The sequence below is a fragment of the Rathayibacter sp. PhB186 genome (assembly GCF_003751825.1).
GTDB classification, from domain to species: domain Bacteria; phylum Actinomycetota; class Actinomycetes; order Actinomycetales; family Microbacteriaceae; genus Rathayibacter; species Rathayibacter festucae.
Window position 1 is genome coordinate 70826 of the sequence record NZ_RJKO01000003.1, and the last position, 25977, is coordinate 96802.

Consider the following 25977-nt stretch of genomic DNA (forward strand, 5'->3'; position numbering starts at 1 on the left):
CGCCTACTCTACGGGGCACGCCTACGGCGCGGACTCGGCCCCGCCCGCGCGCGTCGCACCGGCCTTCTCGCCCTGTCCCTCCTCGGCTCCCCCGCGGAACTGGGTCATGTACAGGTCGTAGTACGCGCCGCGGCGCTGGAGCAGCGCCTCGTGAGCACCCTGCTCGACGATGCGGCCGGCCTCCATCACCAGGATCGTGTCGGCGTCCCGGATCGTGGAGAGGCGGTGCGCGATGACGAACGAGGTGCGGTCGGTGCGCAGCGCCGCCATCGCGTGCTGGACGAGCAGCTCGGTGCGGGTGTCGACCGAGGAGGTCGCCTCGTCGAGGATGAGCAGCGACGGGTTGGCGAGGAACGCGCGGGCGATCGTGATCAGCTGGCGCTCACCGGCCGAGACGCTTCCGCCCTCGGCGTCGAGCACCGTGTCGTAGCCGTCGGGGAGCTGCTGCACGAAGCGGTCGACCATCGTCGCCCGGGCGGCGTCGACGATCTCCTCGTCGGTCGCGTCGAGGCGGCCGTAGCGGATGTTCTCGCGGATCGTGCCCTGGAAGAGCCAGGCGTCCTGGAGCACCATGCCGACCCGCGAGCGCAGGTCGCCGCGGCCGATCCGGGTGATGTCGACGCCGTCGAGCAGGATCCGCCCGCCCGTGAGCTCGTAGAAGCGCATCACCAGGTTGACCAGCGTGGTCTTGCCGGCGCCGGTCGGTCCGACGATCGCGACCGTCTGGCCCGGCTGGGCCGAGAAGGTCAGTCCCTCGATCAGCGGCTGCTCCGGGTCGTAGGAGAAGGAGACGTCCTGGAACTCGACGTGGCCGTCGGTCCGCTCGGGCAGCGAGTCGACCGCCGTCTCCGGCTCCTGCTCGTCCGCGTCGAGCAGCTCGAAGGTGCGCTCGGCCGAGGCGACGCCCGACTGCAGCATGTTCGCCATGCTCGCGAGCTGGGTCACCGGCTGGGTGAACTCGCGCGAGTACTGGATGAACGCGGTCGCGTCGCCGAGGGTCAGCTGACCCGAGGCGACCCGGAGCCCGCCGACCACGGCGATCAGCACGTAGGAGAGGTAGGACACGAAGGTCATCGCCGGCATGATCATGCCCGAGACGAACTGGGCGCCGAACGAGGCCGAGTAGAGCGCGTCGTTCCGGCGGTCGAACTCCTCGAGCATCTCGCGGTCGCGGCCGAACGTGCGGACGATCTCGAGGCCGGAGAAGGTCTCCTCGATGTGGCCGTTCAGCGCGCCGGTGTTCTTCCACTGCGCGGCGAAGAGCTTCTGCGAGCGGGCGCCGATGACGCCGGCGATCACGGCGGACAGCGGGATCGAGACCAGCGCGATCAGCGCGAGCTGCCAGGAGACGATGAACATCATCACGGCGATGCCGATGATGGTGAGCACCGACTGCACGAGCTGCGAGAACGCCTGCTGCAGCGCCGTCTGGATGTTGTCCACGTCGTTGGTCACCCGCGACATCACGTCGCCGCGCTGCCGGGTGTCGAAGTAGCGCAGCGGGAGGCGGTTGATCTTCGCCTCGATGTCCTGGCGCAGGCCGAAGACGACCCGCATCACGAGGCCGTTGAGGATGTAGCCCTGGGCCCACATCAGCACCGACGCGACGACGTACATCAGCAGCACGATGATGATCAGGCGCCCGAGGACGGTGAAGTCGATGCCCTCGCCGGGCACGATCGCGGTCTTGGAGAGCATGTCGGCGAAGGTGCCGTTGCCCTCGGCCCGCTGCTGCTCGATGATCTGCTCGAGCGGGACGCCGGCCGGCAGCTGCGAGCCGATGACGCCGTTGAAGATGGTGTCCATCGCCTGGCCGAGGATCTTCGGCGCGATGACGGTGAGGACGACCGACGCGGACACGAGCGCGACGACCAGGATCATCCGGGCGCGCTCGGGGCCGAGCAGGCTGAACAGCCGCTTGGCGGAGGGCCAGAAGTTCTGCGCCTTCCGGGCGGGCGGGCCGTCGCCGAACATGCCGCCGTCGCCCTCGCCGGGCTCGAACTCGGGCTCGAGCTCGGAGGACTCGGCGACCGGCGCCGCCTGGGCCTCGGTGTCGCGTACGCGTGCCATCTCAGGCCACCCCTTCCACGCTCAGCTGGGATTCGACGATCTCGCGGTAGGTCGCGTTCGTCTCGAGGAGCTCGTCGTGCGTGCCGCGGCCGACGATGCGGCCCGCGTCGAGCACGACGATCTGGTCGGCGTTCCGGATGGTGGACACGCGCTGGGCGACGATGATCACGGTCGCGTCAGTGGTCGCCTCGGCGAGGGACTCGCGCAGGCGCGCATCGGTCGCGACGTCGAGCGCGGAGAACGAGTCGTCGAAGAGGTAGACGCGCGGCTTCGCGACGAGCGCCCGCGCGATGCAGAGCCGCTGCCGCTGCCCGCCGGAGACGTTGGTGCCGCCCTGCGAGACCGGCTCGTCGAGCCCGCGCTCCTTCGCCCGGACGAAGTCCTCGCCCTGGGCGATGCGCAGCGCCTCCCAGAGCTCCGCGTCGGTCGCGTCGGGCCGGCCGAAGCGGAGGTTGGAGGCGATGGTGCCCGAGAAGAGGTAGGGCCGCTGCGGGACGAGCCCGACGACCTTCGCGAGCTGCGCGCGGTCGAGCGAGGAGACGGGCACGCCGTCGATGGCGACCGAGCCCTCCTGCGGGTCGAACAGCCGCGGCACGAGGCCGAGCAGCGTCGTCTTGCCCGCACCGGTCGAGCCGACGATGGCCGTCGTCCGGCCCGGCTCGGCGACGAGTTCGAGCTGCGAGAGCACGGGGCGCTCGGCGCCGGGGTAGCCGAAGACCACGCCGGAGAACTCGACGCGGCCGACGGTCGGCGCCTCGACGCCGCCGGTCGGCGTGGTGAGGCTGGTCCGGGTGTCGAGGACCTCCTGGATGCGCTCGGAGCAGACCACGGCGCGCGGGATCATCATCACCATGAAGACGCCCATCATCACGGCGGTGAGGATCTGCAGCAGGTACTGGAGGAACGCGGTCAGCGAGCCGATCTGCATCTGACCCGCGTCGACCCGGTGCCCGCCGAACCAGAGCACGGCGGCCGTGGCGAGGTGCAGGATCATCATGATCGCCGGGAACATCAGAACGAAGATGTTGCCGACCTTGATCGACACCTCGGTGATCGCGTCGTTCGAGCGGCGGTAGCGCTCGGACTCGAACGGCTCGCGGACGAAGGCGCGGACCACGCGGATGCCGGTGATCTGCTCGCGCAGCACCCCGTTGATCCCGTCGATGCGGTCCTGCATCAGGCGGAACAGCGGCAGCAGCAGGAAGACCAGCACGCCGACGACGACGAAGAGCACGGGCACCGAGACCCAGACCAGCCAGGAGAGCCCGGCGTCCTCGCGCAGGGCGAAGACGATCCCGCCGATGCACATGATCGGCGTCGAGACCATGAAGTTGAGCGTCATCAGCACGAGCATCTGCACCTGCTGCACGTCGTTCGTGCCGCGGGTGATCAGGGTGGCGGTGCCGAAGCGGCCGACCTCGAGCCCGCTCAGCGAGTCGACCCGGCGGTAGACGTCGCGGCGCAGGTCGCGGCCGACGGCCATCGCGGTGCGCGCACCGAAGTAGACGCCGCCGATCGCCGCGGCGACCTGGACCAGGCAGACCATGAGCATCGTCATGCCGGTGGCCCAGATGAAGTCGGTGTCCCCCTGGCCGATGCCCTGGTCGATGATCTCGGCGTTGAGGCTCGGCAGGTAGAGCGCCGCGAGGGTCGCGATCAGCTGGAGCACCACGACCGCCGCGATCGACCGGGAGTAGGGCTTCGCGTACGAGGACGCGAGACGGAGCAGGATCATGGGTCCTCCGGTCGGGGCGGGGCGGGAGAGGGCGGCCGGGTCCGCGAGAGGCGGATCGGCCGAGCACGGGGACGGCCGGAGCTTCGGGGCTCGGGCCGAGCGGCGCGGAGGAGCGGCCGCTTCAGGGACGGCGCAAGACAACCATCGACCACCGACACCGGTTCCGCAATCGGTCGGCAGGAGGAGACCGCGCGCCCGGCCCCCGTGCGGGGAAGCTGTCGGCGGCGGCTCCTAGACTTCCGGAATGCGCATCGCCACCTGGAACGTGAACTCCATCCGGGCCCGCACCGGCCGCGTCGTCGACTGGCTCGTGCGCGAGGACGTCGACGTGCTGGCCATGCAGGAGCTCAAGTGCAAGCCCGAGCAGTTCCCGCACGAGGCCTTCGCCCAGGCGGGCTACCACGTCGAGATGGTCGGCCTCACCCAGTGGAACGGCGTCGGCATCGCCTCCCGCCTGCCGATGGAGGACGTCCAGGTCGGGTTCCCCGGGATGCCCGGCTTCGCCAAGGAGCCCGCGGCGGACGGCTCCTTCCCGCTCGAAGCGCGCGCGATCGGCGCGACCGTCGACGGCGTGCGGGTCTGGAGCCTCTACGTCCCCAACGGCCGCGCGGTCGGCGACCCGCACTGGCACTACAAGCTCGAGTGGTTCGCGGCCCTCGAGGCGAGCACCCGCGCCTGGCTCGCGGCCGAGCCCGACCTGCCGCTCGCGCTGGTCGGCGACTGGAACGTCGCCCCGCTCGACAGCGACGTCGGCGACCCGACGCTCGGCCCCGGCTCCACCCACGTCTCCCCCGAGGAGCGCGCGGCCTTCGAGGCCTTCACCGCCGCCGGCCTGCACGACGTCGTGCGCCCGCTCGTCCCCGAGGGCTACACCTACTGGGATTACAAGCAGCTGCGCTTCCCGCGCAACGAGGGCCTGCGGATCGACTTCGTGCTCGGCTCGCGCGCCTTCGGCGACCTGGTGACCGGCGCCTCCATCCACCGGAACGAGCGCAAGGGCGACGCCCCGAGCGACCACGTCCCCGTGGTGGTCGATCTCGACCTCGACACCTCGCTCGACGACGACCGCCCGATGATCTTCTGACCGTGGCCTCCTCGAAGAAGAAGCGCGCCCGCGCCGAGCAGCCCTCGAGCGCCCAGCGCCCCTCCACGACACAGCGCCCGTCCACCGCCCAGCGTGCCGCCGCGAGCCGCCCCGCTGTGGCCCGCGCGCACGACGAGCTCCGCGCCGACGCCTACCGCTCCGTCCGCGAGACCTTCGCCGCCGGGAAGCCGCTGCGCCGCCGCTGGGACCTGGTCCTCTCGATCCTCGGCTGCCTCGCGCTCGGGCTGCTCTGCGTGGTGCTCGGCTACCTCGCCGCGATCCTCGCCGTCTTCCCCGGCCAGTGCGAGGGGCAGAACATCGCCTGCGACTACGACCGGATCGACTGGGGCGTCTCGCTCGCCCTGATCGGCCCGCCGATCCTGACGCTGATCGCCGTGGGCGTGACGATCATCCGCTACCTCGTCGGCCGCCGGGTGTTCTGGATCCCGATCGTCGCCTTCGTGCTCTGCGTCGGCACCGCGTTCCTCGCGTCCTGGCTCGTCACCAGCTCGATCCCCGGCTCCGCGCTGGCCTGAGCGGAGCGGCCGTCCACCGGCCGCCCCGCTCTCAGCCGGCGCAGGTCGGGTCGTCGGCGAGCGTCACCTCGGTCTTGTTGATCATCGGGGTGACCCGGACGGCCTGCTCGCCGAAGGTCGCGGCGGGGTCGGCGGCGGTGAAGCCGATCGTCACCGTCGTGGACTCGCCGGGAGCGAGCTGCACCGAGACGCGCGCGACCGGCCGGCCGAGGTCGTCGGTCGGGTCGAAGATCCGGGCCGCCTCGCCGAGCGGGTCGGACCAGGACGCCTGCGCCTGCGAGGTCGTCGTGCCGGGAGGGCCGTAGACGTAGACATTGGTGACGAAGTCGCCGAGCGGGAAGCGGTTCCCGCCGTTCGCCGCCACGTACTTGGGCAGCGTGCGCGCGACCTTCTCGGTGATGGTGTTCGTCAGCGTCACCTGGGTGGAGAAGCTCGTGCCGCCGGCGGCGCAGCGGTTCGTGCTCGACTGGGTCACCGCGGTGTCGAGGTAGTAGTCCATCTTCGAGCCGATCGACGCGTCCTGGAAGAACACGCCGGTGGTCGAGGTGTCGTCGTTGTCCGTCGGCAGGACGCCCGCGATCGGGGTCGGCGCGAGCAGCGCCTGCTCGTCCGGGTCGGTGCTGTAGGCGAGGATCCGGCTCTCGCCGACGGCCTTCACCACGGCGGGGAGCATCTTCGACGGCTCCATGTCGCCGCCGAGGATCTTGCCGAGGACGGTGGCGCTGGCCTCGGAGAAGAACGCGTCGGTCGCGTCGGCGACGGTCGCGTCCGAGTAGCGGAAGTAGACCTTGTTGAGCAGCGTCGAGACGGTGTTCTCGCTGGTCAGCTCGGTGCCGTCGGAGAGCGTCACCGGCCCGGTCGAGGCGAGCAGGTACTGCAGCGCCATCGGGTCGATCGCGAGCACGCCGTCGATCTTCTGCTCCGGGAACTTCTGCGCCCAGAACTGCGTCGCGATCGAGGACGCGGTCGGGAAGTCGGGGCGGCTGGTCGACACGTTGAACGTAGTCGCGAGGTTGCCGCCGAAGGTGTCGAGCGCGCTCTGGTCGACCGTGACCGGCTGCAGCCCGCGGAAGTCCTGGCTCGACTGCTGCGTCCCCACCGTGATCGCGCCGCCGTCCACGTTCAGCTGCATCACCGAGGAGGCGCCGCCGCCCAGGGCCTGCGCCTCGGCGAGGTTCTGGAAGAGCACGAGGTAGCTGCGCGGTCCGCTGGCGCCCAGGGCGTCGGGGAGGATCGCGGTGATCGGCTGGACCTGGTCCATCGCACTGGTCGCCGTCTCGAGCTGCGGGGCGAACGCGTCGAGCGCGGACGCGACCTGCGGCACGAGCGCGCCCCGGTCGATCCCCTCGACGCGGGCCTGCGCCTCGTCGACGACACCCTTGGCGACGGTGATCTTGTCGGAGAGGGCGGTGATCGCGGCGATGTCGACCTTGCCGTCGACCGGCTTGAGGACGTCGAGCGAGGTGGAGGAGAGCGGGGTGACGATCTTGCCCGAGACGTCGTCGGCGATCTCGGTCGCGGCGCGCACGGCGGAGAGGTTCGGGCCGAGGAACGGCACGATCTCCATCACCCGCCACACCGGGTCGTCGGTCTCGTCGCGCGCCTCGCCGGTGAGGGTGGCGATCTGGCCGGCGGTCGACTCCGCTCCCGCCGTGTCGAAGCCGGTGAGCTGGTCGGCGACCTGGGAGACCAGCGGGATGGCGGAGGTGAGCTTGGCGCGCACCGTCATCGCCTTCTCGTAGGTCTGCACCGCGAGGAAGGCGGCGACGACCGCGCCGATCACGAGGACCAGCAGGACGGTCAGGGTGATCCAGAGGCCCCGTCTGCTGCGGCGAGGGGTGCCGGAGGCGCGGCGAGAGGAGGTCGTCGTGGTGCTCATTCGAGAGAGCCTAAGCGACGCCCGCCGGCGGACGGCGGTCGATCCGCGCCGTCGTCAACCCAGGAGGAGGGACACGGCGATGAGCACGGGCACCGCCGTGACGGTGGTCACCAGGGCCGTGTCGCGCGCCACGGCGACGCCGCGGTCGTAGCGGGAGGCGAAGTTGAAGATGTTCTGCGCGGTCGGCAGCGCCGCCGTCACGGTCACCGCGAAGAGGTGCTCCGCGTCGAGCGCGAAGGCGAAGCGGCCGAGCAGATAGGCGGTCGCGGGCATCACCAGCGTCTTGAGCAGCGAGGCGACGGCGACCTCGATCCGCCCGGGCCCCGGCTCCAGCGGCCGCTGCCCGCGCAGCGACATCCCGAACGCCATCAGCACGAGCGGGATCGACGCGTTGCCGATGATCGAGAACGGCTCGAGCAGCGGTGCCGGCAGCTGCACCCCGGTGACCGAGACGACCAGGCCGAGCGCCGAGGCGATGATCATCGGGTTCCGCAGCGGCTGGGTCAGGATGCCCGTGACGGAGGCGCGCCCGCTCGTCGAGACGTCGAGCACGGTGAGGATCGTCGGCGCGAGCAGCAGCAGCTGGAGGAGCAGGGTCGGCGCGACCCACTGCGGATCGCCGAGCACGTAGATCGCGACCGGCAGGCCGATGTTGTTGGCGTTCACGTAGGAGGAGGCGGCGGTGCCGATCACCGTCTCCGGCACGGGCCGGCGGAAGAACAGCCGCGACGCGACCAGGTAGAGGACCGCCACGATCGCGACCGTGATCAGCGACACCAGGAGGAAGGAGGAGAACAGCACCGTCACGTCGGCGCGGGCGAGCACCGTGAACAGCAGCGCCGGCGTCGTGACGAAGAAGGCGATGCGGGTGAGGACGGCGCGGCCCTCGGGCGGCACCAGGCCGAACCGGGCGATCAGGTAGCCGACCGCGATGACCGTCCCGATGATCGCGAACCCGGTGAGCACTCCCTCCACGGCGTCCTCCGTCTCGTCGGCGGAGCCGGGCGGCTCGCGGGCTGGGATCGTCGGCGCGGGTCGGCGCACCGCGTCCAGCCTAGGAGGCGCCGCCCGTTGCCCCGTCGCGAGGCCGGGCCTACGGTGGGCGCATGCCGCATCTCGAGGTCCCCGGAGCGACCCTGCACTGGGAGGCGGACGGCCCCGCCTCCGCCCCCGCCCTCCTGCTCGTGCACGCGGGCATCACCGATCTGCGGATGTGGGACCCGGTCGTCCCCGCGCTCGCGGAGGACCACCTCGTCATCCGCTACGACACCCGCGGCTTCGGCGAGACCCGGACGGACGACGTCGAGTTCGACCCGCGGCAGGATGCCCTCGACGTACTCGAGCACCTCGGCGTCGAGCGCGCGACGGTGATCGGCTGCTCGCGCGGCGGCTCGCTCGTCCTCGACCTCACGCTCGAGCACCCCGACCGCGTCACCGGCCTGGTGCTGATCGCCCCCGGCGTCGGCGGCTTCCCCTACCCCGACCTGACCGAGGAGGAGGACCGCCGCTTCGACGAGATCGACGCGGTTCTGACCGCCGGCGACCACGAGCGCGTCGCGCGGATGGAGGCGGAGCTGTGGGCGTTCGGCCCCGACCGCGATCCCGCCTCGCTCGATCCCGCCTTCGTCGAGACCGTGCGCGAGCTCGCCCGCGGCCGCGCCGGCCACGAGGGCGAGAAGCCGCGGCCGACCGCGATCGAGCCGCCCGCCTACGACCGCGTCGTCGACATCGCCGTGCCCACGCTGGCGATGGTCGGCGCGCACGACGTCTCCGAGTCGCTCCCGGTGCACGCCTTCCTCTCGGCGACCGTGCCGGGCGCCGACGCCCACGTCTTCGACGACGCCGCCCACCTCCCCAGCGTCGAGCGACCCGAGGAGTTCCTCGCGGTCCTCCGCCCCTGGCTGGCGTCCCACGGCCTCTGACCCGGGCCCACGACGGCGCACCGTCATGCTGGTCGAGTAGCCCCGCAGGGGCGTATCGAGACCCGCCGTCCTCGGCACGCCGGCTCTGCAGACTCGACGTCTGACGCTGGTGGATCTCGATACGCCTGCTGCGCGGGCTACTCGATCAGCATGGACGGGCCCAGCGCGGCCGAGACGCGTGAAGATCCCGGCGCCCCTGCTGGTCCCGGAGCGCGCAGGGAACGGGCGCAACAGCGCGCAATGTGGTCGCCGAGCGCGCAGAGGACGGGCGCGACAGCGCGCCATCATGCCGGTCGAGTAGCGCGCAGCGCGTATCGAGACCCCACGTCCCGCAGAAGGGTGGCGCGCCCGCAACGCCGTCAGCGGTTCTTGAAGTAGCGGAAGAGGTGCCTCTCGCGCGTCGTCAGCACGCCGAGGAGGACGCCCGTCGCCGCGCCCAGCACGGCGACGGCCGGCGTCCGGAGGCCCTGGATCAGGGTCGCCGCCGCGTCGACGGGCGGACCGGTGCTCGAGAAGAACAGGGCGACGGCGAGGCCCGCCGAGCCGACCGGGATCAGCCAGGCGAGCGACTCCAGCAGCAGGACCGCCAGCAGCTCGACCCGGTGGACGCGCGAGTGCAGGGCCGAAGCGAGCTCGACCCGGCGCAGACCCGTCACCGCCCAGCACGCCGCGAGCACCAGCAGTCCCGCGAGCGGCCCGGCGGCGAGCGTCACCCGGTCCGCGTTGCGAGCCCCGCCGTCGAAGGCCGCACCGAGGCGCGAGTTCAGCGGTGCGAGCACGGACGCCGGATCGTCGGGAGCGCTCTCGCCGAGCAGCACGGTCGTCAGGAGGAGGGCCCGGACGCTCTCGCTCTGCGGCCAGGCGTCGATCCAGCACTCGTCGAAGGGCCGCTCGCCGGCCGGAGCACCCGCCAGGGCCGCGTAGCCGAAGCCGCGCCGACGCCCGTCGTCCGGGTAGTCGTAGCGGCCGCGGACGGCGACCGAGCCGCCGCCGGCGAGCGCGAGGTCGTCGCCGCGCCCGACGGCGTCCGCGGCCTCGGGTCCGAGGACCACGCCGGTCCCGGGCACCGCCGCGGCTCGGAGGATCTCGGGGACGCCCGCGGTGACCTCGAAGAGCGGGATCGGCGAGCGGGGCAGCACGGCCGTGACGAGATCGGACGTGGCGGTGCGGACCGCTCCGGCTGCCCGCACCGTCGCCGAGCCGGCGAGCGCCGCGCACGCCTCCCCGTCGATCCGTCCCGGCGCAGCGAGCGTCTGCACGGAGGCGCCGGCCCGCTGGTACGCCTCCGCCTCCCGCACGTGCTGCCGCGTCACCGCCAGGTCCGCGATCTGGATCGGCACGGCGACGAGGAGGACGCACGCGCAGAGCAGCAGCGCACGCGAGGTGCCGGTCGAGACGTTGCGCCAGGCCTCGCGGACCAGGCTCGAGAACCTCACTCCCCGCCTCCGGAGTGTGCGGCGAGGTCCAGCGCCGCCGTGCAGGAGTCGCGCGTGCCGTGATCGTGCGTCGCGACGACGAGGGCGCAGTCGGGCGTCGCGGCCTCGGCGATCGCCCGGTTCACGGTCTGCGCCGTCCGCTGGTCGAGCTGGGCGGTCGGCTCGTCGATGAGGAGGAGGGTGGGCTGGGCCGCGAGGGCCCTGGCCAGCATCAGCCGCTGGGCCTCGCCGCCCGAGAGCTCGCGGAACGCGCGGTCGGCCACCTGCCCGAGATCGAAGCGGTCGAGGAGAGCGGCCGCGAGACGATCGGCTTCCGCACCGGAGACCCCGCCGGCGAGGAACGGCAGGGCGACGTGATCGAGCGCCGATCGACGGGCGACGCCGTGCGGGTTCTGGAACACCCAGCCGATCCGCTCGCGCGCTGCTCGATCGACGCTGCCCTCGGTCGGCTCGACCCAGCCGGCGAGCAGCGCGAGCAGCGTGCTCTTGCCGGACCCCGACGGACCGACGACCGCGAAGGTCTCGCCGACCCGGAAGTCCGCACTGAGCCCGCGGAAGAGCCAGGGGCCGCGCTCGAAGCGGTGCCCGAGCCCGTGCACCCTCACCCGCAGCTCCGCGCCCCGGGCAGGACCGCGACCGAGGCCGGCTCCTCCCCGTCGGGGAAGACGACCGCCGAGCGGCCCAGTTCCGAGGAGACGACCTCGACGCGGGCCGGCGAGCCGTCCGCCAGAACGCAACCGTGCTCGCCCTCGAGTCCGACGAGGGCGGACGGAGGCACCACGCCGACTCGGACGGGGTTCGCGAGCACGTACTCGGCGCGGACGGTCGTCGTCCCCTCGGTCGCGAGCGCCGACCGGGCGGACACCGTGGCCGCGAACGCTCGCAGGTCGGCCTCGGCGGTGACCGCGCCCTCCGGAGAGAGCGTCAGCACCGCGTCGTCCACGAGCAGCCGCCGCTCGCCCGGCAGGACGTCCGCCGGGACGGAGGGGAGACGCAGCGCCGCGATCCCACCGGCGACTGCGGCGACGGCACTCCCCCGCTCGACCGGTCCGCCGACCGAGAGCCCGCAGGAGGCCGTGGTGACCGTCGGTCCCGGGATCCAGAGCAGCCGTGACCGCGGGATCCCCGCGAGCTGCTCGTCCTCCCCCGACGCCTCCTCGAGGAGGTGCTCGATCGCGCGGATCGAACCGTCTCCGAGGATCCCGTCGGCGACCAGCGGCGAGCCGAGGCGGACGAGCTCCTCCTGCAGGGCGCGCACGTCGGGGCCCGAGTCGCCCTTCACGAGGTCGCGCCAGAGCGGCGTCGCCGTCGCGAGGGAGAGCACGGGCGCGCCGTCGACCGCGAGGGACGACGTGCCCGACGAGAACGATCCGCCCGCGCGGCAGGAGGAGGCGGTCATCAGCCCCTCCGTCGCGGAGACGAGGGACACGGCCGGTGCCCGCTCGAACCCGGCCTCGACCTGGCGAGGATCGGCGAACTCCTCGAACGGGACGGGCACCGTCTCCGGACCGGACGAGTCCGCCAGGCTCGCGGGCACCGTCGGAGTCACCAGGAGAAGTGCGGCCCCGGCGCCGCCCGAGGCGAGGAGCACCGCGATGACGACGCCGACCGAGAGGCGGGCGGCCCGCGACGGCCTCACGTCCGGACCGGTTCAGCCATCGACGAGCCCCAGCGGATCGCCGGCGCACTCCTCGTACTCGCCCTTGCGATCGGCCGGAATCGAGACGGGCAGCGAGGACACCGCGTTCTCGCGGGTCCAGTCCTCAGCGGTGTAGCCGGCGTCGACGAGGCCCTTCCGGTGCAGGCAGTCGACCATGATCGACGCCTCGTCCACGTTCTCCGGATTCCGGGTGATCCACGTGTACAGGGCGCCGATGCTCCGCTCACCCGCCTGGACTCCGCAGTCGTCGGTGACCTGCCGAGACGTGTCGGGATCGACGGGCGAGACTGGCGTGGCGGAGTAGGAGCCGCCGCGTCCGAACCCGGAGAAGTCGAACCCCGCGGCCTCGAGGCAGCCCGAGAAGCGGCCGGTCATCTCCGAGTACTCCTGGTCGGTGATCTCGCCGTCAGCGAGAACGCCACGCTCGAAGTCCGACGCGGCATCGTCGAAGTGCGAGCGGAACTCCGCCGCCCAGGGGCCGGAGAACGCCGGTCCGTCGACCGGCCTCGCCTCCTCGACTCGCGAGTCCGCGCACCCGGCGAGGAGCCCCGACACAGCGAGAACGAGCGCAGCAGCAGCGCGCGCGCGGGCGCCCGGGAAGATGCTCCTAACCATCCGGGGATGGTAGCTCCGCGGCGACCGACGGGGCGCGATGGCGCGGAGCGTCGCATTGCGCCCCGAGATGCCCGGTGGTGCAGTGCGCCGCTCCGCTGTTCGATGTCGAATGAGGATGCTGAAGATCAAATGTCTGGCGACGAGGGAATGATCCAGGCGGCGAGGTCTACAGCGCTGGCGCCTGTGTCCCCGAGGGCACGGGCCAGCGCGGGAGAGACGAAGCGGACCAGTGCGCTGGAGCGGAGGCGGCCGCGTGGATCGATGAAGCGTCCGATGTGGAGGGTCTCCCGGCCGACGCCGTCGCTCTCGAAGATGCGGTCGATGGCGTCGAGCGTCTGGAGTCCCCAGGGGGAATGAACCACCAGGAAGGAGTCGCCCAGGACACGGCGGAGACCGCGGCGGACCTGCTCCGGATCGGTGGCACTCGCGACTCCGAACCACCCGCGTTCGTCGCAGTGGGCGACGTAGGACACGAGCCCGGACTCGCGGAGACCGTCGACGACAGCCATCACGTCCACCGCGAGGACTTCCGCTCTCGTCGTCCGGCCGCCGGCGACGAGAGGAGGCTCGGCACGGTCGCCGAGAGCGTCCGGGAATCGCACCGGCTCTCGGAACGGGACGATGCGGGCTTCGGTGATTCCTCCATCCCGCCAGACGCCCTCGACCGTGACGACGTCGACGCCGGCGGGAGCGGACTCGAGAGTCAGCGGAACGCTCGGCGCTGCCTGCTCGACGACGATGTCGTAGAGGCCGGCGCCCACTGCGGCAAGGCGGAGTCCCCCGGCCACTCGCTTCAGCCGACCGGTGGCGCCGACGCCATCGCCGGCTGAGACGACGAGCGAGGAGATCGGTCGGAGATCCCCGTCCTGGGCGCTCACAGCCCAGCCAGCCCCGTCGATTTCGCCGTCCGCGTCGTACCCATACGTGGATGATATGGACGCGGGGTCGCGATGTCGACCGTGGCGCGTCACGACCGGCGCTCCTGCTGCTCGAGGAATGCGCAGCGCGTGTCGCGCCTGCGTTCTGCAGGAGAGCCGATCTCGATACGCCCGCTGCTCGGGCTACTCGATCAGCATGATCGGCCCATCGCCGGCGCGAGCGCGCCGCTCCTAGGCGACGTCGGCGAGGTCGAACGCCCAGTCGGCGTAGAGGACGGGCGGGTCGCCGGCCTCCACGACGTCGACGCGGTCGAAGCCGGCCTCGACGCAGATCGCGCTGTCCTCGGCGTCGTCCGCGGGGACGTACGCGTGCACGAAGCGCGGCAGCGGGAACGCCGCGGCCTCCTCGAGGAGCAGGCGCACCGAGCGCGCCACGACACCGCGATCACGGGCAGCGGGAGCGATGCTCCAGCCCGTCTCGTAGGCGAGCGCGCCACGTGAGTGGCCGTACCAATAGCCGATGGAGCCGACGCAGTGCCCGTCGAGCTCGATCGCGTAGAAGAACCCGCTCCCCTCGGCCCAACCGCGCAGGTAGCGGTCGTGCCGGTCGAGGAACTCGTCTTCCGTCTCGAGACGCTCTCCGGACTCCGCGAGATCGCTGCGGAGTGCGGTGACGTCCGCCTGCGGCCAGGGCAGGAGGCGGAGGGTCTCGGAGTGCTGATCGATGCTGACTGTTCTGTGGTCGCTTCCGGGTTCGGGTCCCGTCACGCGATCCGATCCTTCCTCTTGAAGGTGGACCGACGCCCTGCCGCTCCGCCAGGTGTTCGGAGTCGCAGGTCGATCGGATGGCCGCCGGGTGTGTGCAGCCGAGATGTCCGCCCTATCTTCGACCCCTTGGAGGAGCCTTGGCAGGAACCTTGCGAATCTAGCCCCGGACGGGGGGTGTTACCTGCGAAAAGGCTGGTCGCGGCCTGATATCGCGCGCCGATTCCCCCGTCGATCCGCGCAGAGAGGGCCGTTTCGGCGGAGTCGTGCGCCGTGATCGCCGACCTCGCGCATTCGCTCCGGGCCCACGCAAGAAAAGCGCGCGCCGCGGCCCATACGCTCGGAGATGGGCCGGATCCGGCCCGAACCACCCGGTTATACGAGCGTGAGGAGGATCACCATGTCGCAATTCGTGCAGAGCACCGTCGTCGGAGAACCCGAGGTCGTCGAGGACCGCATCGAGACCTCCGGCGCCTGGCTCCGCCTCAAGGCCGCGGCCACCGCACTGCAGCCGCTGCAGGCGCAGGACGGCTCGCTGGCCGACCCGGGCCGCCTGGACGACGCCCGCGCCGAGATCGACCGCCTCGTCGACGCGATCCGCACCCTTGCGCCCGCCTTCCCGCACGACGCCGCCTACCTCGAGGCGCTCGTCGTCGACTTCGAGCGCTGGAGCGCCGAGGGCCTCGGCGTCCCGGACTTCCTCGACTCGCTGCAGGCGTTCCAGCCGCAGCTCGACCGGATCGACGGACTGCGCCACCTGGTCGTCTTCCCGATGCTCACGCAGAACGGCAGCCGCGACCGCCACGTCGAGGCCGTCCTCGTCGAGGTCGTCTGGCCGCGCTTCGTCGCCGAGCTCGAGGCGGGGGACTACTCGAACGCGCTGTTCGTGCCTGTGCGCTTCGTCGACTTCACCGCCGGCTACGACACCGACAGCGCCGTGCTCTTCCCCGAGACCGTCGCGATGCGCGCCGTGCCCGCCTTCACCTGGGGCGCGATCTTCGCCGACCGCGAGGCCGCGCGCTTCCGCCGCGTCGTCTCCGCCGCCGCGGAGATCACCCGGCTCGAGCTGCCGGAGGACGCCCGCCGGATGCTCGAGGACCAGCACACCGCGGAGGAGGCCTTCGTGATGTGGGACCTCATCCACGACCGCACCCACATGCGCGGCGACCTGCCGTTCGACCCGTTCATGATCAAGCAGCGGATGCCGTTCTTCCTCTACTCCCTCGAGGAGCTGCGCTGCGATCTGACCGCCTTCCGCGAGTCCGTCGCGATCGAGCGGCGCCTGGCCGGCCAGGAGTACCGCGACGGCGAGGAGGAGGCGCTCGCGGCGCGGGCGCGCACGGTCCAGTACGCCATCCTCTTCGACCGGCTCTTCCGCTTCCCGCTGACCGGCTCGCGGGTGCGCAACTACGACGGGCTCGGCGGCCAGCTGCTCTTCGCCTGGCTGCACCAGCACGGCGTGCTGCACTGGACCGACACCCGGCTCGCCTTCGAGTGGGACAGCGTCGCGGACGTCGTCGTCGCGCTCTCGGACGCCATCGACGAGCTCTACTGGCGCTCGATCGACCGGCCGAAGACCGCGCACTGGCTCGCCGCCTACGCGCTGGTCGCGGCGACCGTGACGCCGCACCCCGCCTCCGCCTGGGCGCGCGGGCTGCCGGACGAGGTGCTCCTCGGCGCTCCGCGCGGGCTGACCGACGCGGTGCTGGACGACGAGTTCCCGCTCTCGATGTTCTACGAGGCCCTCGGCAAGAAGATGGGCGACGTGATCGCGTCGACCGCGGGCATCACCGGGCGCGACTGACCGCGCGGGCGGGCCGCGCAGCGGGTCCCACCCATGCTGATCGAGCAGACCGCGCGGCGGCCCCGCCCCTGCTGATCGAGGAGCCCGCGCAGCGGCCCCTCCCATGCTGATCGAGTAGCCCGCGCAGCGGGCGTATCGAGATCCACCCTCACCAGCACGCCGGGTCTCGATACGCCGCCGCCGGCGGCTACTCGACCAGCATGGGGACGTGCACGACCGATACGAATGGAGCGTCATGCGGCGACTCGCGCGGCGGCCTGCCCGACCGTCGTCGGTTAGCGTGGGGCGCATGCCTCCTGGCGCCGTCGCTGCCGACCCCTTCGATGCGGGCTGGACTCGGCGAGCGCCGACCCGTTCCGCCTACGTCCGCGACGCCGTCGCCGCCGGCGTCCTGCTGGTGGCGACCCTCGTCTCCGTCGCCCTCTACGCCTCGGCGGGCTTCACCGACGCCGCGCACCCCGCCGTGAGCACGCTCTGGGCGCTCGCGATGACCCTCCCCCTCGCCCTCCGCAGGCGCTTCCCGTCGACCGTGGCGGTCGCGCTCACCGCTGTCTACGCGCTCGGGCTGATCCTCCAGGTGCCGGAGTCGCTGTTCAACCAGATCTGCCTCTACCTCGCCCTCTACACGGTCGGCGCCTGGAGCCGCGACCGGCGCCTGGCGCTCGTCGTGCGCACGGTCATCGCCGTCGGCATGCTGGGCTGGCTGATCGTCACCCTCGCGACCGGCGCCCCCGTGAGCAGCCCGCTCCCGGCGGAGGAGTCGGCCGGGCTGCTGCCGCCCTACGTCGCGGAGTCGGCGCTGGCCGTCGTCGCGAACCTGCTCTACTTCGGCAGCGCCTACGTCTTCGGCGACGCGTCCTGGCAGTCGGCGCGGCGGCTGGAGGCGCTCGAGGCGCGCACCGCCGAGCTCGACGACGAGCGGGAGCGCTCCTCGCGCCAGGCGGTGTCGTCCGAGCGGCTGCGCATCGCCCGCGAGCTGCACGACGTCGTCGCCCACCACGTCAGCGTGATGGGCGTGCAGGCGGGCGCTGCTCGGCGGGTGCTCGCGCGCGATCCGGAGCGGGCGGCCACGGCGCTCAGCGCGATCGAGAGCGATGCGCGCTCGGCGATCGAGGAGCTGCACCGCATCCTGATCGCCCTCCGCGCCGAGGACACCGCCCTCGACCCGCTCACCGACGCCGCCTCGACCAGGGGGGTCGCGCAGCTCGAGGAGCTCGTCCTCGCCGCGGCCGGCTCCGGTCTGCCCGCCGTGTTCCTCACCGTCGGCGAACCCCGGGACATCCCGGCGACGGTCGGTCTCAGCCTCTACCGGATCGCGCAGGAGTCGCTCACCAATGTGCGCAAGCACGCCGGCCGCGGCGCCACCGCCGAGGTGCGGCTGCGCTACCTCGACGACGCGGTCGAGCTCGAGGTCTCCGACGACGGCGGCGAGGGCGCGCATCCCGTCGCCGCGACGTCCTGCGGGCTCGGGCACACCGGCATGAGCGAGCGCGCCGCGGCCGTCGGCGGCACGGTCGAGACCGGCCCGAGCGGCTCCGGCTACCTGGTGCGTGCCCGCGTCCCTCTGACGAGCGTCCGCGCGGGGTCCGGGGAGCCGGTAGCGTCGTCCGAGGTGTCGTGGGGGCGCCGGGAGCGAGCGAGCGGGGGGCGCGCATGACGGCCGATGTCCGGGTGCTGCTGGTCGACGACCAGGAGCTCGTCCGCGCCGGCTTCCGCACCATCCTCGAGTCCGAGCCCGGGATCGTCGTCGTCGGCGAGGCCCGCACCGGGATCGAGGCGATCGAGCGGGCCTCCGACCTGTGCCCGGACGTCATCTGCATGGACGTGCAGATGCCCGGGATGGACGGCCTGGCCGCTACCCGCGAGATCGTCAAGGATCCGCGGCTGTGCTCCAGCGTCCTCATCCTGACCACCTTCGACCGCGACGACTACCTCTTCGAGGCGCTGTCCTCCGGAGCGAGCGGCTTCCTGCTGAAGAACGCGTCGCCGGAGGAGCTGGTCGAGGCCGTGCAGGTCGTGGCCCGCGGCGACGCGATGCTCGCGCCCGACGTGACGCGCCGCGTGCTCGAGCGCTTCGCGACGGCGCCGGCCCGCGCCGAGGTCCACCCCGGCATCGAGGAGCTCACCGACCGCGAGCGCGAGGTGCTCGTGCACCTGGCCCGCGGCTCGTCCAACGCCGAGATCGCCGCCGAGCTCTACGTCGGCGAGGCCACCGTGAAGACCCACGTGTCCAAGATCCTGATGAAGCTGCGCGTCCGCGACCGGATCCAGGCCGTCGTCTTCGCCTACGAGCACGGGATCGCGGTGCCGGGGCGGTCCTGACCGTTCCGGTCCGCGCACCGGCCCGATCGCGCCCGTTCGGGCGTCAGCGCCGCGGCTGGGCCGGAGCCGGACGTGGCGGGATTCGACGGACGAACTCCATGCGGATGTCGGGGACGATCTTCCTGTCGAGCACGACGGTCATGTAGCGGCCGTCGACCCGGGCGCCGATGGCGACCACGTCGGGGTCGGTGTCGACGCGGTAGCCGCGCAGCGCCTCGCCGTCGACGACGACCGGGACCCCGCGCACGACGTCCTCGTCGCGCAGGGCGGCGGCGACGACCGGCATGCCGCCGCGGCGGGTGCGGACGCGGCCGGGGAAGGTGTTCCGCAGCACGTCACCCATGTGCGCGGCGAGGCGCGACTCCAGCGGCCGGCTGCGCTCGGCGGGGATCGGCACGGAGGTGCGCACCGCCTCCCACAGCACGGGATAGCGCATCCGCGTCACCTGATCGACCATCCAGGGCGGGAGGTGGTCGTTCTCGGCGCGCTCGATCGCGCGCTTCTGCTCGGGGGTGAGCGGGACGTGGTTGACCGGGTCGGCCCGGTTGCGCGGATTCTTGAAGAACGAGTAGGAGAGGGAGATCTCGACGAAGCGTCCGAGCGCCATGGTCTGCGCCGCCGCGAACTCCTCGAGGCGGGGCTGCGGGGCGAACGCGAGGACGGGGTCGCCGAAGCGCGCCGCGATCTCGTCCACCCCGGGAGGGGCGGGCATGTCGCGGACCGCCCCCGAAGTGTCCATGCGCATAGGACAAGAGTGGCCTGCCTCCCACGCGATACCAACTTCTTGACGGCAATCGGCTTTCAGGGGATGGTCCGTTCACATGCCGGAAACACAGGGAGCGGCGGCGCCCGCCACCAGGATCGATCCGCGGCGGGCTGCGAGGATGGGGGGATGAGCGCTCTGCACGATCCCGACCTCCGCGGCTTCGCCTCCGACAACTACTCCGGCGTGCACGAGGAGGTGCTCGCCGCGATCGCCGCGGCGAACGGCGCCCACCAGGTCGCCTACGGCGAGGACGTCTACACCGCGGAGCTGCAGCGCGTCTTCCGCCGCGAGTTCGGCGAGCAGGCCGAGGCCTTCCCCGTCTTCAACGGAACCGGGGCGAACGTGACCGGTCTGCAGTCGATGCTGCCCCGCTGGGGGGCGGTCGTCTCGGCCGGAACCGCGCACATCAACTCGGACGAAGGCGGGGCCCCCGAGAAGGTCGGCGGGATCAAGATCCTCACCGTCGAGAGCCCCGACGGCAAGCTCACGCCGGCGCTCGTGGACGAGCAGGCCTGGGGCTTCGGCGACGAGCACCGCGCCCAGCCGCTGGTCGTCTCGATCACGCAGTCGACCGAGCTCGGCACGGTCTACACACCGGAGGAGGTCCGCGCGCTGGCCGACCAGGCCCACGAACGGGGGATGCGGCTCCACATGGACGGAGCGCGGATCGCGAACGCCGGAGCGGCCCTCGGGCTGCCCCTGCGCGCCTTCACCAGCGACGCCGGAGTCGACGTCCTGTCCTTCGGCGGCACCAAGAACGGCATGCTGCTCGGCGAGGCGATCGTCGTGCTCGACCCCGAGGCGTCCAGCGGGCTGACGTTCCTCCGCAAGACCAACATGCAGCTGTCCTCGAAGATGCGCTTCCTCTCGGCGCAGCTGCTCGCGATGCTCGGCGAGGACGGCGAGGCGGAGCCGCTCTGGCGGCGCTCGGCGCGGCATGCGAACGCGATGGCGGCGCGGCTGCGCTCACAGCTGGACGAGGCCGTGGCCGCCGGGCGGATCACCGGGCTCGCCTTCACCCAGCCGACGCAGGCGAACGCGGTGTTCGCGACCCTGCCGGCGGGGGTCGCGGACCGGCTGCGCGCCGCCTACCGCTTCTACGACTGGAACCCGGCGACCGGCGAGGTGCGCTGGGTCTGCTCGTTCGACACGAGCGAGGACGACATCGACGCGTTCACGGCGGCGATCGAGCGCGAGCTCGCCGCGTGAGGGCGCGCGCCGTCGGGACGGGGGCGGCGCTGCTCGTCGCGGCCGGCCTGCTCGCGGGCTGCACGGCGGCCGAGCCGGAGGCGAGCGGGACGGCGTCCGCGACCGCCTCTGCGACTCCTCCTGCCTCCACGTCCGCGTCGCCGACCCCGAGCCGCTCCTCGGCCGCCCGGCTCGACTGCGACGCCCTGCTGCCGGTCGCGCGCGCGTCGAGCGCCCTCGGGATCGCGGCCGGCTCGCTCGAGGGCACGCGGGACGAGACGGTGCGCTCCTCGGCCGAGCTGATCCGCGAGTCGGCGCAGGAGAACGGCGGGCTGCTGACCTGCGCCTGGTACGAGGAGGACGGCACGGCGTCGATCACCGCCTCGGCCGCCGAGGACGCCGCGGACGCGTTCGCCGCGGCCGGTCTCTCCGCCGGAACGCGACTCGCGACCGACGTCGAGGCCTACAGCGCCTGCTCGGTCGAGATCTGCTCCGTCGATCTGCTCACCGGCTCGACCTGGGTGACGCTCGCGCTGACCGGCTCGCCGGCCGACGCCGACCTCGCGGCCCTCGCCACGGCGACCGCCGCGGCGGCCGGCGGTCGGCCCGACGAGCCGGTGACCGCGACCGCACCCGCCTGCGCCGAGGTGCTGACCGGCGAGCAGCTGGCCGCGACGGCCGGGCTCGTGGACGCGACCCCGGGGAGCGGGACCGAGGGCGTCGCGCCGTCGACCGCCTCCGCCGCGGCCGCCGCTCGCGCGGGCTACGCCTCGTGCACCTGGACCGACGCGACCAGCAGCAGCTACGCGGGTCTGAGCGTCGACGTGCTGCCGAACGGCGAGGACGGCTGGCGCAACCTCTCCCTGACGACCGGGCTCGCCGTCACGCTGACTCCGCTCGACGGCCTCGGCGACCGCGCGCTCTCGGGCTGCGGCGGCGGCTCGTGCGAGGTCGACGTGCTGGCCGACGACACGTGGTGGCGGGTGCTCGTGACGGGCGACGCGGCCCGAGCCGAGTCCGTGGCGCGCGCGGTCATCGCCGGCTGATCCCCCGCCGCGAGATGCCACTTGTGCACGCCTTCCACGGCGTGTCGCGTGCACAAGTGGCATCTCGCGGGGGGGAGGGGGACGGTCAGCGGCGCCAGTACTCGTAGTGCGAGGACTCGCGGCAGCCGAGGGACGCGTAGAGGCGGCGGGCGGCGGCGTTGTCGGCGAGCACCTGGATCCACAGGCGGTCGACGCCTCGGGCGGCGGCCTGCTCGAGCAGGGCGCGGAGGACCGTGGCGGCGTGGCCGCGGCGGCGCGCGTCCGGGCGCGTGGCCAGCGCGAAGAGACCGCACCAGGACTCGCCGTCCTCGGCGGTCGCCCAGGAGAGCCGGCCGCAGGCGGCGGGGCCGCTCCCGTCCCGCAGCAGGGCGTAGGCGGAGTCGCAGCCCGCGAGGATCCGCTCGGCGATCCCGCGCTCGGCGTCGCCGCCGCGGCCGTCGACCGACCACCAGAGCGACAGCCACTCCTCACCGGGCGCCTCCGTCGTCTCGACCTGCTCCGCGTCCTCCGGGGCGGCGGGACCGAGCGCGGCGAGCGCCTCCGTCACGGAGCCGGTGAGGACGAGGGTGCGCTCGTGCCCGGCGTAGCCGCGGCGGGTGAGCCGCTCGGGCAGGTCGGCGGGGAGGGTCGCGGGGCCGAGCTGGAAGAGCGGCGGGATCCCCTGCTCGCGCGCGAACTCCTCCGCTGAGGTGATCGCCTGGTCCACGTCCTCGACGGGACCGGAGGTGAGCACGGAGTTGGCGCGCTTCGTGACGCCGCCGGCCGCGCGCAGCCGCCAGCCGCCGAGCGCGCGGCGCTCGAGGGGCGGCCAGGCGTCGGCGGCGAGTCGGTCGAGGAGGCGCGGGTCCATCCGTCCACGCTAGCGGCGGCCCCGAGCCGGGCTCGTCGAGACGCGAGCCGGCTCGGGACGGGATCTCCGGCTCGCGGAAACAGCTCCGGCCCGCAGGATCCACGCGATCGGGCGAGCCGAGGCGGATCCTGCGAGCCGGAGCAGGTGCGGCCGCGAGCCGGAGCGCGCGGTGCAGGTGGAGCGGGGAGCTACATGTTGATCATGTGGCCCTTGAGGCCGTGGAAGCCCTCCTGGAGCGCCTCCGACAGCGTCGGGTGGGTGTGCACGTTGCGGGCCAGCTCGGTCGCCGTGAGGTCCCACTTCTGCGCGAGCGTGAGCTCGGGGAGCAGCTCGGACACGTCCGGGCCGATCATGTGGGCGCCGAGGAGCTCGCCGTACTGCTTGCTCGCGATGAGCTTGACGAAGCCGGTGGGCTCGCCGAGGCCGTGCGCCTTGCCGTTGGCCATGAACGGGAAGGTCGAGACGGTGATCTCGTGGCCCTCGTCCGTCGCCTGCTTCTCGGTGAGGCCGAAGGAGGCGATCTGCGGCTGACAGAACGTGGCGCGCGGCATCATCCGGTAGTCGCCGAGGGTCTGGGTCTCGGCTCCGGCGATGGTCTCCGCGGCGACGACGCCCTGCGCCTCCGCGACGTGCGCGAGCTGCAGCTTGGCGGTGACGTCGCCGATCGCGTAGATGTGCGGGACGTTGGTGCGCATGTACTCGTCGATGCCGATGGCGCCGCGCTCGGTGACCTCGACGCCCGTCTTCTCGAGGCCGAAGCCCTCGACGCGCGGGACCCAGCCGATCGACATGAGGACCTTGTCGACCTCGAGGGTCGACTGCGTGCCGTCCTTGCCGGTGTAGGTGACGGTGACGTAGCCGTCCTTGTCGACGACCGACTCGACCTTGGTCGAGGTGAGGATCTCGACGCCGAGCTTCTTGTACTGCTTCTCGATCTCCTTGGAGACGTCCGGGTCCTCGTTGGGGAGGGCGCGGTCCATGAACTCGATGATCGTCACGTCGACGCCGTAGTTCTTCAGGACGTAGGCGAACTCCATGCCGATCGCGCCGGCGCCCACGATGGCCATCGTGTCGGGCAGCTCGCGGGTCATGATCTGGGTCTCGTAGGTGACGACGTTCTCGGAGAGCTCGACGCCGGGGAGGAGGCGGACGCTCGCGCCGGTCGCGATGATCGCGTCGTCGAAGGTCAGCGACTCGGAGCCGCCCTTGGTGAGCTGCACGTCGAGGCCCTGCGGGCCGGTGAAGGAGCCGGTGCCGTCGAACTCGGTGATCTTGTTCTTCTTCATCAGGAAGTGGACGCCCTTGGTGCGTCCGTCCGCGACGGTGCGGCTGCGGTCGAAGGCCACGCCGAAGTCGAAGGAGACGTCGCCCGAGATGCCGAACTGCTTCGCCTGCGCGTGGAAGATGTGGGCGAGCTCCGCGTTGCGCAGCAGCGCCTTGGAGGGGATGCAGCCCACGTTGAGGCAGACACCGCCCCAGTACTTCTTCTCGACGATGGCGACGGACTTGCCGAGCTGGGCGGCACGGATCGCGGCCACGTATCCACCGGGGCCTGCCCCCAGGACGACGACGTCGAAGTGCTGGGCCATGGATGATCCTCCATCAGAGTGGTGAGTTGTCGCGCGCGGGGAAGCACGCCGCTCTCCAGGGTACCGTTCCGCACCGACAGGACCCCGTGCTCCTCCGTGGGCGAACGGCCGGTCGGCGCGACGAGCGGGAATGCCGGCGGAGCTCCTGCGGTTGGGTCCCTCGGGCGACGAGGCCCGCCCTGTTCAGCCGTCTCCGGAGAGAAGCACCCCATGACCGACACCGCCACCCGCACCGCCTCGACCAGCGCCCCGATCCTGGACGTCCTCGCCGAGCGCTGGAGCCCCCGCTCCTACGACGCCTCCGCGGCGATCGCGGACGAGACGCTGACCGCGCTGCTCGAGGCCGCCCGCTGGTCCCCCTCGGCCGGCAACTCGCAGCCGTCGCGCTTCATCGTCGCGCGCCGCGGCACTCCGGAGTTCGACAGCATCGTCGGCACCCTCGTCGGCTTCAACGCCGCCTGGGCCGGCTCGGCCGCCGCGCTGATCGTCGCGCTCGCCGAGACGGTCGACGAGAAGGGCGAGGCGCGCCCGTGGGCCGTCTACGACCTCGGCCAGGCCGTCGCCCACCTCAGCGTGCAGGCGCACCACGAGGGGCTGCACGTGCACCAGATGGCCGGCTTCGACAAGGACGGCGTCCGGACGGCGTTCGGCGTCGACGCGCGCTTCGACCCGGTGACCGTCGCCGCCGTGGGCGTGCTCGCCAGCCCCGACGCGCTCGAGAACGACGTGCTCCGCGAGCGCGAGACCGCTCCCCGCACGCGCCTGCCGCTCGAGGAGCTCGTGCTCGTCCAGGCGTAGTCCGCTCCCCCGAGGCCCCGTCGGCCGCCGCTGCGCGGTGCCGGCGGGGCCTTCGTCGTTCCCGAGCCTGTGTTACTCCGCGTTTCATCACGGAATCGGAGGAGTCGGCGCTCGTCCGTACGATCGGACGGGTCCGCCCGCCCGCCCCGCCTCGGAGCCCTCATGACCGGAACACCCGCCCGCACGAGCCTGGCCTTCGACGCCGCGCTCGGCCAGTCGGCGTTCCCGGTGCGCTTCGACGGGGTCGGCCGCACCTTCGCCCCGGGCGCCCCCGTGCTCGCCGACGTCTCGCTCGACGTCCGCGCCGGCGAGGTGATCGCGATCCTCGGACCGAGCGGCTGCGGCAAGTCGACGCTGCTGCGGATCGCCGCCGGACTGGACACGGCGAGCGCCGGAACGGTGCTGATCGACGGGTCGTCGGTCTCGGGCATCGATCCGCGCTGCGCGGTCGCGTTCCAGGAGCCGCGCCTGCTGCCGTGGCGCTCCCTCGCGGCGAACGTGGCGCTCGGGCTCCCGCGCGGCACCTCGCGCGAGGCCGGCCGCACAGCGGTCGACGAGCTGCTTTCGCTGGTCGGGCTGACCGCGCACGCGGGCTCCCGGCCGCGCGAGGTCTCCGGAGGCATGGCGCAGCGCGCCTCGCTCGCGCGCGCCCTCGCCCGCAACCCGGGCGTGCTGCTGCTGGACGAGCCGTTCGGCGCGCTCGACGCGCTGACCCGCCTGCGGATGCAGGACCTGCTGCTCGAGGTGCACGCGGCCGCCCCCGCCACGATCCTGCTCGTCACCCACGACGTCGATGAGGCGCTGCAGCTGGCCGACCGGATCGTGCTGCTCGGCCGCGACGAGCCGGGCGGCGTCTCACGCATCCGGCAGATCATGACGGTCCCCGGTGCACGGCCCCGCGACCGCGGTTCCGCCGAGCTCGCCGAGCGGCGGGTCGAGCTGCTCGAGGGGCTCGGGATCGAGCGGCACTAGGCCACTCCGCCCCTCCTTCCTCTCCTCCCCAGGCGCCGATCCCGCCCTCCGTCCACGGATCC

At 72.5% G+C, this 25977-nt stretch carries 23 protein-coding genes; 10 read left to right on the plus strand and 13 right to left on the minus strand.

Annotation, left to right across the window (positions count from 1 at the left end; translation table 11 throughout):
• Positions 1-21: 21 nt before the first annotated feature.
• Together EDF45_RS10380 and EDF45_RS10385 are read right to left on the minus strand one after the other, a co-directional pair.
• Complete coding sequence (locus EDF45_RS10380) at positions 22-2070, minus strand: ABC transporter ATP-binding protein (RefSeq protein WP_123736243.1); 2049 nt, start codon at positions 2068-2070, stop codon at positions 22-24.
• A 1-nt stretch (position 2071) separates the two neighbouring features.
• Positions 2072-3805, minus strand: coding sequence for an ABC transporter ATP-binding protein (locus tag EDF45_RS10385; protein WP_123736242.1), 1734 nt, complete (start codon positions 3803-3805; stop codon positions 2072-2074).
• Between the two features lie 244 nt (positions 3806-4049).
• Between EDF45_RS10385 and EDF45_RS10390 the strand changes: the two genes are divergently transcribed.
• The gene (locus EDF45_RS10390) at positions 4050-4889 is read left to right on the plus strand and encodes an exodeoxyribonuclease III (RefSeq protein ID WP_123736241.1); all 840 of its coding nucleotides are present in this window, start codon (positions 4050-4052) and stop codon (positions 4887-4889) included.
• Positions 4890-4891: 2 nt separating this feature from the next.
• Positions 4892-5425, plus strand: a complete 534-nt coding sequence (locus EDF45_RS10395) for a DUF6264 family protein (protein ID WP_123736240.1) — start codon at positions 4892-4894, stop codon at positions 5423-5425.
• Positions 5426-5456: 31 nt separating this feature from the next.
• Here EDF45_RS10395 and EDF45_RS10400 read toward each other — a convergent pair whose 3' ends face one another.
• Complete coding sequence (locus tag EDF45_RS10400) at positions 5457-7304, minus strand: DUF4012 domain-containing protein (RefSeq protein ID WP_123736239.1); 1848 nt, start codon at positions 7302-7304, stop codon at positions 5457-5459.
• A gap of 54 nt (positions 7305-7358) precedes the next feature.
• Positions 7359-8279, minus strand: coding sequence for an AEC family transporter (locus EDF45_RS10405; RefSeq protein ID WP_123736312.1), 921 nt, complete (start codon positions 8277-8279; stop codon positions 7359-7361).
• 131 nt (positions 8280-8410) lie between these two features.
• Between EDF45_RS10405 and EDF45_RS10410 the strand changes: the two genes are divergently transcribed.
• Positions 8411-9226 (plus strand): alpha/beta fold hydrolase, encoded by an 816-nt coding sequence (locus EDF45_RS10410; protein WP_123736238.1) that lies wholly within the window; start codon positions 8411-8413, stop codon positions 9224-9226.
• 359 nt (positions 9227-9585) lie between these two features.
• On the opposite strand, the gene EDF45_RS10415 is transcribed toward EDF45_RS10410, so the two are convergent.
• The 6 genes from EDF45_RS10415 to EDF45_RS10435 all read right to left on the minus strand — a co-directional run bounded on the left by EDF45_RS10415 (position 9586) and on the right by EDF45_RS10435 (position 14583).
• Positions 9586-10662 carry a hypothetical protein gene (locus EDF45_RS10415; RefSeq protein ID WP_123736237.1) on the minus strand — a complete coding sequence of 359 codons (1077 nt, stop codon included), beginning with the start codon at positions 10660-10662 and terminating at the stop codon, positions 9586-9588.
• Positions 10659-11267 (minus strand): ABC transporter ATP-binding protein, encoded by a 609-nt coding sequence (locus tag EDF45_RS10420; protein ID WP_260312170.1) that lies wholly within the window; start codon positions 11265-11267, stop codon positions 10659-10661. Before EDF45_RS10420 ends, EDF45_RS10415 begins: the two co-directional genes overlap by 4 nt.
• Positions 11264-12301 (minus strand): peptidoglycan-binding protein, encoded by a 1038-nt coding sequence (locus EDF45_RS21225; RefSeq protein WP_185020147.1) that lies wholly within the window; start codon positions 12299-12301, stop codon positions 11264-11266. The genes EDF45_RS10420 and EDF45_RS21225 overlap by 4 nt, the downstream gene beginning before the upstream one ends.
• 12 nt (positions 12302-12313) lie before the next feature.
• Positions 12314-12937, minus strand: a complete 624-nt coding sequence (locus EDF45_RS10425) for a hypothetical protein (protein ID WP_148060269.1) — start codon at positions 12935-12937, stop codon at positions 12314-12316.
• Between the two features lie 125 nt (positions 12938-13062).
• On the minus strand, positions 13063-13908 hold the full coding sequence (locus EDF45_RS10430) for a hypothetical protein (RefSeq protein WP_148060268.1): 846 nt from the start codon (positions 13906-13908) through the stop codon (positions 13063-13065).
• Between the two features lie 138 nt (positions 13909-14046).
• Positions 14047-14583 (minus strand): GNAT family N-acetyltransferase, encoded by a 537-nt coding sequence (locus EDF45_RS10435; RefSeq protein WP_159421751.1) that lies wholly within the window; start codon positions 14581-14583, stop codon positions 14047-14049.
• Positions 14584-14980: 397 nt separating this feature from the next.
• Between EDF45_RS10435 and EDF45_RS10440 the strand changes: the two genes are divergently transcribed.
• The 3 genes from EDF45_RS10440 (at position 14981) to EDF45_RS10450 (ending at position 18706) form a co-directional block, all read left to right on the plus strand.
• Positions 14981-16384, plus strand: a complete 1404-nt coding sequence (locus EDF45_RS10440; RefSeq protein ID WP_123736233.1) for a DUF6421 family protein — start codon at positions 14981-14983, stop codon at positions 16382-16384.
• Positions 16385-16673: 289 nt separating this feature from the next.
• On the plus strand, positions 16674-18041 hold the full coding sequence (locus tag EDF45_RS10445) for a sensor histidine kinase (protein WP_123736232.1): 1368 nt from the start codon (positions 16674-16676) through the stop codon (positions 18039-18041).
• Positions 18038-18706, plus strand: coding sequence for a response regulator transcription factor (locus EDF45_RS10450; RefSeq protein ID WP_123706238.1), 669 nt, complete (start codon positions 18038-18040; stop codon positions 18704-18706). The genes EDF45_RS10445 and EDF45_RS10450 overlap by 4 nt, the downstream gene beginning before the upstream one ends.
• A gap of 43 nt (positions 18707-18749) precedes the next feature.
• Here EDF45_RS10450 and EDF45_RS10455 read toward each other — a convergent pair whose 3' ends face one another.
• The gene (locus EDF45_RS10455) at positions 18750-19418 is read right to left on the minus strand and encodes a hypothetical protein (protein ID WP_123447150.1); all 669 of its coding nucleotides are present in this window, start codon (positions 19416-19418) and stop codon (positions 18750-18752) included.
• Positions 19419-19598: 180 nt separating this feature from the next.
• Between EDF45_RS10455 and EDF45_RS10460 the strand changes: the two genes are divergently transcribed.
• Positions 19599-20681, plus strand: a complete 1083-nt coding sequence (locus EDF45_RS10460; RefSeq protein ID WP_123736231.1) for a low specificity L-threonine aldolase — start codon at positions 19599-19601, stop codon at positions 20679-20681.
• Positions 20678-21706: a hypothetical protein gene (locus tag EDF45_RS10465; RefSeq protein ID WP_123736230.1), complete on the plus strand. Its 1029-nt coding sequence runs from the start codon at positions 20678-20680 to the stop codon at positions 21704-21706. Before EDF45_RS10460 ends, EDF45_RS10465 begins: the two co-directional genes overlap by 4 nt.
• Before the next feature lie 85 nt (positions 21707-21791).
• Here EDF45_RS10465 and EDF45_RS10470 read toward each other — a convergent pair whose 3' ends face one another.
• Together EDF45_RS10470 and lpdA are read right to left on the minus strand one after the other, a co-directional pair.
• Complete coding sequence (locus EDF45_RS10470) at positions 21792-22556, minus strand: GNAT family N-acetyltransferase (RefSeq protein WP_123736229.1); 765 nt, start codon at positions 22554-22556, stop codon at positions 21792-21794.
• A gap of 188 nt (positions 22557-22744) precedes the next feature.
• Complete coding sequence (lpdA, locus tag EDF45_RS10475; protein WP_123736228.1) at positions 22745-24145, minus strand: dihydrolipoyl dehydrogenase; 1401 nt, start codon at positions 24143-24145, stop codon at positions 22745-22747.
• Between the two features lie 210 nt (positions 24146-24355).
• On the opposite strand from lpdA, the gene EDF45_RS10480 reads away from it, so the two are divergent.
• Together EDF45_RS10480 and EDF45_RS10485 are read left to right on the plus strand one after the other, a co-directional pair.
• Positions 24356-24943, plus strand: coding sequence for a nitroreductase family protein (locus EDF45_RS10480; RefSeq protein ID WP_123736227.1), 588 nt, complete (start codon positions 24356-24358; stop codon positions 24941-24943).
• Between the two features lie 162 nt (positions 24944-25105).
• Positions 25106-25915 carry an ABC transporter ATP-binding protein gene (locus EDF45_RS10485; protein WP_123447155.1) on the plus strand — a complete coding sequence of 270 codons (810 nt, stop codon included), beginning with the start codon at positions 25106-25108 and terminating at the stop codon, positions 25913-25915.
• Positions 25916-25977: the final 62 nt, after the last annotated feature.